The 9,983-nt window shown below is 68.3% G+C and carries 5 protein-coding genes; 1 reads left to right on the forward strand and 4 read right to left on the reverse strand.

Translation table 11 applies throughout. The features are described from left to right. The 3 genes from QE494_RS03380 to QE494_RS03390 all read right to left on the reverse strand — a co-directional run. On the reverse strand, positions 1–4,176 hold a 4,176-nt coding region (locus QE494_RS03380; RefSeq protein ID WP_300041494.1), incomplete at its 3' end, for a DUF6531 domain-containing protein. A gap of 286 nt (positions 4,177–4,462) precedes the next feature. Next, positions 4,463–6,163: an alkaline phosphatase gene (locus tag QE494_RS03385; protein ID WP_300041495.1), complete on the reverse strand. Its 1,701-nt coding sequence runs from the start codon at positions 6,161–6,163 to the stop codon at positions 4,463–4,465. Positions 6,164–6,239: 76 nt separating this feature from the next. Further along, positions 6,240–6,902 (reverse strand): glutathione S-transferase family protein, encoded by a 663-nt coding sequence (locus tag QE494_RS03390; protein ID WP_300041496.1) that lies wholly within the window; start codon positions 6,900–6,902, stop codon positions 6,240–6,242. A 297-nt stretch (positions 6,903–7,199) separates the two neighbouring features. Between QE494_RS03390 and QE494_RS03395 the strand changes: the two genes are divergently transcribed. After that, positions 7,200–8,468 (forward strand): sialidase family protein, encoded by a 1,269-nt coding sequence (locus tag QE494_RS03395; RefSeq protein ID WP_300041497.1) that lies wholly within the window; start codon positions 7,200–7,202, stop codon positions 8,466–8,468. A 95-nt stretch (positions 8,469–8,563) separates the two neighbouring features. Here the strand turns inward: QE494_RS03395 and QE494_RS03400 are convergent, their stop codons facing one another. Further along, positions 8,564–9,757, reverse strand: a complete 1,194-nt coding sequence (locus QE494_RS03400; RefSeq protein ID WP_300041498.1) for a PLP-dependent aminotransferase family protein — start codon at positions 9,755–9,757, stop codon at positions 8,564–8,566. Positions 9,758–9,983 lie beyond the last annotated feature (226 nt).

Below are 9,983 nucleotides of genomic sequence, written 5' to 3' on the forward strand. Positions count from 1 at the left end.
AAACCAGCCCGTCTCCTTGTCGGCGTACTGCCCGGGAAAGCGTAGGGGCATCTCCATGGGGGCCCAGGCACGACTCAGATCGATGACCGAGGGCTGGGCCGCCGCGCTGCCTCGAGTGCTGGGCGTGAGCTTCCCGATGGCTGTCCCAAGCGCGCCCGGAAGATGCAAGAGCCCGATCGGCTCGGTCTCGCCAAATCCCGAATAAGGCCATTGCCACAGCGGCCGGCCCGCGTCGTCGCTGATCAGTCGCGGTGTGCCCAGACCATCGGTGTGGATGGCCAGCAGCTGGCCACGTCGCCACAGGCCCACGGGAATGGCGCTGCCGTCCTCGGAGGGGAGCCACAGGTACTCGGTGTCGCCACGGCCCTCGGCGCTGCCGCCGTCGTACTCACCCAGCAGGGCCCATACGGGCAGCGGCCCCTCGGGTTCGCCGTAGAGAAACGCCATGCCTCGGCGGACAGGCACAGCCGACCCGCCACCCGCGCGACTGAACCACGTGGCGAGCGACTGGCGCAACCAAGCGATCAGCCCGCCCCCTTCGAACGTGAAGCCCGCCTCAGAAAGCTGCCCTTGTAGTTCGCTTTTGAACACCCGCTGGCCCAGCGCGTTGTAGAGGTACTCCACCTGCAACTGGCCTCCGCTGTCGGGCATGCGGACGCGCGTCATGCGGCCGGCGGCGTCGTAGGTGGCCTGCAACTGATCCTCGCCTACAAGGTTGCCGCTCGCGTCGAGCGTGAAGTGCACCTGCGTCGATGGCTGCAGCGCATTGCCTGCAAAAGGTCCGAGCGTCCCCGTGCCTGTGCCACGGAACGTCAATTTTTCAGACCGAGCCTCTGGCGGCCGCGCAAACCCAAGCGTACGCCCCATGCTCTGCGAGAAGCCCAAGAGCCGGTTGCTGCCTGGGTCCATCAGGGATTCGCGCTCGAGTGTGGTGTTGAGCCTCATTGCCGTCACCGATGACGGCTTTTGCGTCTCGACGAAAGAGAGGCGGTTGCCGTTGGCATCGTAGCGGTAGCGAACCTCTCGGTCAGGTCCGGCAAAACCCACCAGCCGGTGGCGGCTGTCGTACTCGGCCTGCCAAGTCACGCTCACGCGCGGCTGGTTTGACAAGGTACGCGCAGAGCGAGGCGCCCACGCCCACAGGTCTTGATCGATGGCTCCCAGGCGACCGGCCGCGTCGTACCGGTACCTGGCGAACTCGGTGGCCACGATACGGCCCTCGCTGTCGAAGCTGCGCTGTGCTTCCACGCCCGAAGCCCAGCGCCAACCCGCCGGCTGGCCCAGCGCGGTAAACGCGAGGCCGGTGATCCAGGGCTGTGGTGCTTGGATGGCCTGGCCCGTGCCTGGCGGGCGCAGGTCCATGCCGGTGATGCGCCCCGCCTCTCGCCGGTACGTCAGCTGGAGCCCGCTGGGGTAGGTGACGCTCTCCAGCCCGCCCGCCCCCCAGGTGTAGGTGACGGACAGGCGACGGGGCTGACCGGGGTGGTCGTCCACGCGCTGGGTGCGCTGGGTGACACGCCCGAGCACATCGCGTTGCCACTGCGTGGCGCCCGAGCCGTCTTCGAGCGAGGCCAGGGCGCCGGCCGCGTCGTACGCCAAGCGCACTTCCTGCCCGTCTGCATGGGTGATGCGTACGGGCCGACCCAGCGCGTCACGCTCGACGTGGGCGACTTGGCCGCGCGCGTCTTGCTGGGAGGTGAGTTCTCCGCCCAAGTTGCGGCCGTAGCGCTTGTTGCCGCTGTCCGGGCTGGTCTCCGACAGCAGCTCGCCGAAGGCATTGCGCTCGTAGCGGGTGGCAACGCCCCGGGGGTCGGTGACGCCCGCCAGAAAGTCCAGCTCCCAGACGAGCCGGGCCTGAGCCTGGTCCGGCCAGCCAATGGCACGGGTGCGTCCTAAAGGGTCCAGCTCAAAGTAGGTCCATGCGCCCAGTGCATCGGCCTGGCCGCTCAGACGGCCGTTGGCGTCGTGCGTGAATTGCACCCGTCCGCCGGTGGCATCCAACTGCTCGGCCAAGAGCCCGCGCTCGTCATAGCGCATGGCTCGGTTGCGTAGCACCTGACCCTGGGCGTCGCGCACCCACTCGCGCACAGGGCGGCCGGCCGCATCCAGCTCAAAGCCACGGGTGGCGCCGCGTTCGTCGCGAATGGACACCAGACGATCGGCGGCGTCATACGCAAAGAAGTGCTGCAAGCCGGAGGGAGCCAGCACCGACGCAATGCGGCCGGTGGGCGTGTAGGCGATCGTGGTGACCTGCCCTCCCCGCTCCATGTAGGTGAGCCAACCGCGCGGGCTGTAGCGGTATCGAGTCTCCAAACCGCCGGGCGCGCGCACAGCGAGCAAGCGTCCTGCCACGTCGTAGCTGTAGCCCGTCACCTGGCCCAGGGGGTCGGTGGCCGAGGCGAGCTGGCCCCAGGCGTCGTGCGAGAAAGTCCAGGTTCGGCCCATTGGGTCGGTGTGGCTCGACGGAAGGCCTTGCGCGTCATAGCGCCAGGTCCACTGGCGGGCCCCGCCTGTCGCCCCGGCCCACGCCAGGGCACCTCCGGTGCTGTCCATCACGGTACGAGTCAGCAGCCGATCCGCGTCGTCGTAGCGGAAGTCGGTTGTGCGTCCGCGCTCCATGACACGCAGCGGGAGGCGCCACTGCGGATGCCATTCGACCTGCACCGCCCGCGCCTCCGGCCGGCCCGCAGCCTGCACACGTGCCAGCGGCAGACGGCGTGTGGCCTCCCACGTGGTTTCCGTGCGCACGCCCAAGAAGTCCTCTTCGGCCCAGGCGAGGCCAGAAGCGGCGTCGATCTCCCGCCTGGCGATGTCACCGGCGCAATCCACGCAGGGACCACTTTGGCCCGCCAGGCGCAGGCGCTGGCCAACCCGCTGGTACTGCTGCGCCCTGACGCGGCCCAGGGGGTCGGTGATGGACACGGTACCGTCCACGCCGTAGGCGAGCTGGTGGCGCGCCACACCCGCATGCTCGCTGTGCACGGCACGGCCTCGTGCGTCGTAGGCCCAGGAGGCCAAGCGCAGGCCGCGCTCGTCGATCAGACCGGTGAGCGCCAAGGGAAAGCGCGCGTCTTCGTAGAGGTACTGGCGGGTGGAGCCATCGGGCAGCACAACACGCGCGAGCCGACCAGCCGGGTCGTAGGCGTAGGCCACGCGGGCGCCATCGGCCCCGACGGCGGCCACCAGACGGCCCCAGTCGTCATAGGAAAAACTCAGGCGACGCCCATAAGCGTCGGAGAGAGCGACAAGCCTGCGTTGACCCGAACCCGAACTCGAGCCAGACACCGTGCCGGCACCTGCCTCAACCCAGTGGGCGGTGATGAGCGCGCCTGCCCGGTACGCCACACGCAGAAGCCGCCCTTGCGCGTCGAAGTCTTCCTGCGTGTCGTCGTCACCCGCAAAGCGCCAGGCCACCCCACCCGAGGTGAGCGGATCAAGCCGCCACAGGCGCCCGCTCACCCCCGCTCCCGCAGACCAAGCGCCCAGGCCCGGCCCGGCAAAGCGCCAGGCCCGTCCATCGGGTCGCGTCACCCAGGCCACCCCCGACCCGACGTTGACGCGCATGGCGTGGTTGTGTCCCCAGCCCGGCAGGGATGAGTTGTAGTGGCGTTCCAGGCGCAGACCGGGGGGGCCGTCCAGATCGCGCTCACGCTGATATTTGTTGCCGTTGCCAGCGAAGATCGGGTTGCCCGCCGACTCGGCCGGGAAGTCGTCGGCGCGGCAAGTGCCACTCGAGAGGAAGTCCAAACCGGCGTTGTCCTCACCCGGCTCGCCCGCATCGGCCGAGGGGCCTCCGTCCTCGGGTGTTCCTGGTGCGGGCGGTCCCTCGGGGGCGGCGCCGTCCGCGGGGCAGGCGGAAAAGCCGGCATTGCCAGCAGCACATCCCAAAGGTGGCGGCAGCGCCTTGCAGACCAAATAAATGGTGCTGAAAAGCGGGCTCAAGTACCTCGGCCCCGTGCGGAAGGCATGGGAGTAGGTGTAGCCCACACCTGCGGTGCAGGACTCCATGGCATAGGGGATACGCCAAGTCACTGGGTCGGTGGCATTGGCCAGCGCAATGTGGGCCTCGGCAGCGCCGCAGTAGCTCGACGCCCGAAGGGCGGGGATGTCCTCGTAAGAAAAGTAGTAGTCCACCTCCTGCCCCGCAGGGCAGGTCAGCGCGGGACCGCCGGGCAAGTTCGCCGTTTGTGCAAATGCCGCACTCGCAAGTGAGACACAGGCCCCCAGCACAAGCACCCGCGGCACGAGAGGGCGGGGACCAATAGACGACCAGAGGCGACGTGACAGGACAGGCATGGGGCTGCGAATCTGGAAAATCGCAGCGATTCCATACGAGCCTCACCCGCGCGGGTGGGCAGCCTCGGTGGATTTGACAGGCCCAGGCGCAGTTGCGTCAGGCAGAGGGCCGAATGCGTCAGGAGACCGCGTACGGCTGAGTGGGCAGGGTGGGCGAAAGGGGGTTTTAGACCCGATCTACCACCGGCCGCCCGGCCTGCACCGAAAAGCTGGCCAGCGTGTCGATGCGGGCATCGGCCCGGGTGACATCGTCCAGCACCCTGAGCGTGGTGCGCATTGCGCTCGGTGTGATCTCGCACACCCCATAGCCCCGCCGGGTCCCCTCGGCGAAGACGAAGTGCGGGTTGTCCTTGAGGCGCCGCTGGGCCTGCTCGCCGCCGGCCGAGCGGGAGGTGATGCTGGTGCCGCAAAACTCAACACCCAGATTCGCACTCTCGGGCCGGGCGTAATCGGCCTTCACATGGCCGACCCAGTTCTCATGCACATCGCCACCGAGCAACACCGGGCTGCGCACGCGGTGACGTTGCAGGCTGTCGGTGAGGCGCCGGCGGGCGGCGCCGTAGCCGTCCCAGCCGTCGTTCCAGACGCGCTCTCCCGAAGCAGTGCGCCCGATACGGCGGCCAAACAGGGTCTGCTGGCCGATCACCGTCCAGCCGCTGGCGGCTTGTGCCATGGCCTGGTCAAACCACTGCTCCTGGGCCGCCCCCAGCAAGGTGCGCGACGGATCATCCAGCGTGGGGCAGGTAGCCGGGTCCACCATTCCGCTGCGGCGCTGAGGGTTGCCGCACACCTGTGCGTCGCGCCATTGGCGGGAGTCGAGCATGACAAGGTCAGCCAGCTGCCCGAAGCGGTAGCGGCGCGGGAGCATGACCTGGTGGGTGAGCTGTGGCGGGGTGCCGCGTGCGAAGTCGGCAGCGCGCAGCGGCATGTGCTCATAGAAGGCCTGGTAGGCGGCGTTGCGACGGGCGTTGAAGTCGGCAGCACTGTTGAGGCCCCAGGGACGACCGTCGCCGGGCAGCAGGCCCGCATAGTCGTTTTGCACTTCATGGTCGTCCCAGGTCACGATCCAGGGGCAGGCTGCATGCATGGCCTGCAAGAAGGGATCGCCCCGGTGCAGGGCGTGGCGCTCGCGGTAGTCGGCCAGGCTGACCACGGTGGCCAGCGTGGGGAAGTTACGCACCGCGGCGGCAGCGTTGGGGTACTCGTAGATGTAGTCGCCCAGAAACAGCACCAGGTCGAGGTTCTCCTCGCGCATATGGCGGTAGGCGCCATAGAGCCCGTGTTCCCAGCGCTGACACGAGGCATAGGCCAGGCGCAATCGGGCCACCCGGGCCTGTGGCTCTGGCAGGGTGCGGGTGCGGCCCACCGGGCTGGCAATTCCGCCGGTGATGAAACGGTAGAAGTACCAGCGGTCGGGCGCGAGGCCCTGCACCTCTGCATGCACGCTGAAGGCCAGCTCCGGCGTGGCCAAGGTCTGGCCGCTGGCAGCCAGGCGAGAGAAGGCCTCGTCGTCGGCCACCTCCCAACGCACCGGCACCGGCGCCGTCCCCAATGAATCGAGCATTCCGGGTGCGATCAGACGGGTCCACAGCACCACGCCGTCGGCGGCCGGCGAACCACTGGCGACACCCAAGCCAAACGGGTCGAAACGCCAGCGGGTCTGGGCATGGGCGCCACGCGGCAGCCAATGCATGCCGGCCACAGCCAGCGCCACGCGCAAGAGGTGGCGGCGATCCGGGGCGCCAGGCTGAGAGGAAGAGGCGCGGGTGCTCAAGGGGGGATGGAATACGGGCAGGTCTGCGAATTCTGTGATGGACGTATCCGCTCGCGCAGATTTGCGCGCAGGGGCGGTTTCGGGTTCAGCCATGCGAACGATTATGGGGACCGCCCGGCCAATCCGTCGGCTGAACCTGCCAAGTTACGCAGGGCGGCTGCCTGTTCGCTCAGGCCTTCAGGGACGCCTTGCGATCGGCCTGCACCTTCTGTGCCGAGGCGCGCTCGCCAATACGCTTGGTGTAGGTCCGGTGGTCGATGCCGGCGGCGGCCAGCAGGTCCTCGCCGTAGATGGTTTTGCTGGCCAGCGCGACCAGCGGCAGGTTCACGAAAGCGGAGATGTCGGCCTGGGTGAAGTGCTCACCGGCAATATAGGGTGAGAAGCGGACCAACTGCTGAAAGGCTGCAATCGTGGCCTCGAGTTGCTTGCGAATGCGGTCCTTGTTCGCATCGGACAAGGGCGGCGCGCCGAAGAAGGCCGAGCCGTAGAGCTGGCGGGCGCAGATCTCGAGGTGCCAGTCGATGTAGGTGGTGAGCTCACGCACCTTGGCTGCCTCAAAGGGGTCAGAGGGCAAAAGAGCCGGCTCGGGGAAGGCCTGTTCGAGCCAGTCCACGATGGCCTGGCTCTCCGAGATGCTCCCCTGCGAGGTGACGATGAAGGGCACCTTGCCCATGGGCGAGAGGGCGCGCAAGGCCGGATCCTTCAGGGGCAAAGGGGTGTTGACTTCGGTGAAGGCCACACCCTTTTCGAGCATGACCATTTTGACCTTGTTGTAGTAATTCGAGAGCGGGAATCCGTGCAGGGCGATCGGCGGGTGTGTCGTTTGGGTCATGCGCTGTTTCCTGGTGTGTCGACGGGTTGCGAGGCGATACCGGCGAAGGAGCCGAGGGCCTGCGCCTAACCGGCCGGCCGATGCAAAAACGAGTGTAGCGAGGGTCTGATCCGAGGCTGTGACGCCTGCGTGACCCGACATGCCAGGGCAGTCGTGCGCACGTCGTGGCACAGCGCCCTCCTACATCGCATCGCTCCCTCAGCGACGCCTCGCGCGCTCGCAGCCTCGTCAGGATCGCCGCCGGCCTCACAAGCGCTGGGGCCCACGAAGACGACGAACACCCAGGGAGAAATCACCATGACGCACGCCCAGCACACGCTGGCCACGCCCGCCCGCCGGGCGCTGGCAACAATGACCGTATTGACCTCGATCTGCCTGGCCGCCTGCGGCGGTGGTGGGGGCGCAAGCGCCGAAGCGCCGCTGGCCACATCCCCCAACACCGCGGGTGCCGTGGGTTCAGGCAGTACTGGCAACACCAACGACCCGTCCACCGACAGTACGCCCGCCACTGGTGGCCCCGCACAGCCGGGAGACGGATCCGGAGTCGCCGGACCTGTAGCGCCCGGCGGGGATTTCCCGGTGGGCGCCACACCGAGCCAGCCCACGCCGCGTCTGGCACTGGGCGCGCAGTGGTTGGAAACCGGGCCTCTGGCCGACTGGTGGACCGCCGCGGCATCGGGAGACGGGCAGGTGTTGGCAATGGCGGTCAACCCCGGCGGCCTCTATCTTTCGCACGACGCGGGCGCCACCTGGGAGCCGCAGGCGGGGGCAGGCCAAGGCAATTGGTCGTCCATCGACATGGACCCCAGCGGCACTCACATCGCCGCCAGCAGCTTTGGCGGTCTGCTCTGGGTGTCCCACGACGGCGGCGCCAGTTGGGAGGGCAAGTTCCACGACTGCCACTGGCTGGGGGTCACCCTCTCCAACAACGGCCAGCGGCTGGCGGCAGTGGCCAAGTTCGGGCCGCTGTTCACCTCTGACGACGGGGGCGCAAGCTGGGTCCCGCGCCTGCCCACTGGCGACTGGCAGGCGGTGGCCGGGTCGGAAGACGGGCGCGTGCTGCTCACGGCCGCACATGACGGCCCGATCCAGGTCTCAACCGACTTCGGACAGACCTGGACCGCCCGTGAGCAGTCCCGAGGCTGGTACCGGCTGGCAATTTCGGCCGAGGGTCAGCACATGGCGGCTGCTGAAAACGGCGGGCAGATCCATGTGTCGTCCGACTTCGGGCAGACCTGGACGGCGACATTCCAGTCGCTGCCGGTCACCGCACTGTCAATGACGCGCGACGGGCGCCAGTTGGTGGTGGCGGTGCCCATATCAGGCAAAGTGACCACGGATGCCGGGCTGTACTACTCAGGCGACTTCGGTCAGACCTGGCAGGCGCTGGCCACACCGCGAACCTGGCGCGCAGCCGCCCTGTCTGGCGACGGCAACGCACTGGTCGCGGCAGCGAGGGGCGAAGGGGTCGACCCTATGGCCATCGCCCCGGGCCTGCCGGGTGGCCACATCTTCGTGACGCGGGCTAGTGCGGTGACCGCGTCAGCAGGCAGCGCCAGCCACTGAGCTCCTCTGAATGCGGGGCGCGCCGCCGGGCAAGATCGCAGCAGGGAGATCCGCGAACGCAAGCGCAGGCGGCAGGGCCTGCAAGGCCCCCGGTCTCAGGCCAGGGCCTGGGCCAGGCGAGCGATGCCCTCGCGGATCTTGTCTTCGTCGGCGGTGGCGAAACTGAGGCGGAAGCTGGCCAGGTCAGGGTCCTTGGCGAAAAACGGCGCACCAGGGACGAAGGCCACGCCACGGTCAATGGCGCGACGGGCCAGTTCGCTGGCGTCGCGCAGCTTGCCGCCGGCGCCGGTGAGACGCGCCCAGACGAACAGGCCGCCCTGGGGCGCGGTGAACTCGACCGCGTCGCCCAGGTCGCGGCGCAGCGCATCGCCCAATGCCTGGGCACGCTGTCCGTAGACACGGCGCACATTCGCCAAGGTGGCGGGCATGCGGCCAGCGGCCAGGTAGGCCGCTGCGGTGGCCTGGGCAAAAGTGCTGGTGTGAGCATCGCTGAACTGCTTGCACATGGTGGCCTTGGCCAGGAGCTCCTGCGGCGCAACCAGCCAACCCACGCGCAGACCGGGACTGAGCACCTTGCTCAGGCTGCCGCAGTGCACGAGCAACTCTCGGCTGCCTGGCACCTGGGCTGACAGGGCCAGCAGACTGGGCGGCGGCGGTGCATCGAAGTACAGGTCGCCGTAGGGGTCGTCCTCGACGATCAAGGTGCCGGTGCGCACCGCAATTTCCAGGATGCGCCGGCGACGCTCCAGCGAGAGCAGGGCCCCGCTGGGGTTGCCGAAGGTGGGAATGAGGTAGACGAACTTGGGCCGGTGCTCTGTGATGAGCGCCTCGAGCCGGTCGACCTGCACACCCTGGTCATCGACGGGGGCACTGACCACATCGGCGCCGTAGAGGCGAAAGCACTGGATCGTGGCCAAGAAGGTCGGCCCCTCGACGATCACCTTGTCGCCCGGCCCCACCAGCGTCTTTCCCAGAAGGTCAAGGGCCTGCTGGCTACCGGTGGTCACGATGAGATCGGTGGGCGAAATCGCCTGGACGCCTTTGGACTGCATGAAGCCGGCCAGCTGCGCGCGTAGCGGGTCGTAGCCCTCGGTGGCGCCGTATTGCAGGGCCGCGCCGGGGTTCTCGGCCAGAGCGCGCTGGCTGGCCTCCCGCAGGCCTTCAACGTCAAACATCGCGCTGTCGGGGAAGCCGCCGGCAAAACTGATGATCCCGGGCTTGCCCAGGAGCTTGAACAGCTCGCGGATGGCGGAGGTTTCAACGTTGCCGAGGCGGTCGGCGAAGGGAATGGCAGGTGGGGGCATGGTGGCGTTCATCAAACCCTCCCCGGACTTGCCCGGGGCTGGGGCGTAGCCCTCCATCGTAGCCAAGTCGGAGGGCGGTCCCGCGCAGGTCCCCGCGCGGTCGGTTAGAAGCCCGCAACCAAGCCGTCACGCCGGGGGTCACTGGCGCAGACATAGCCCTCTACCGCCGGATCGCCAGCACGCCAGATGAACTGGCCTGCGCCGAAGTCCT

It is taken from the genome of Ramlibacter sp. (genome assembly GCF_029866045.1).
GTDB lineage: Bacteria > Pseudomonadota > Gammaproteobacteria > Burkholderiales > Burkholderiaceae_C > Ramlibacter.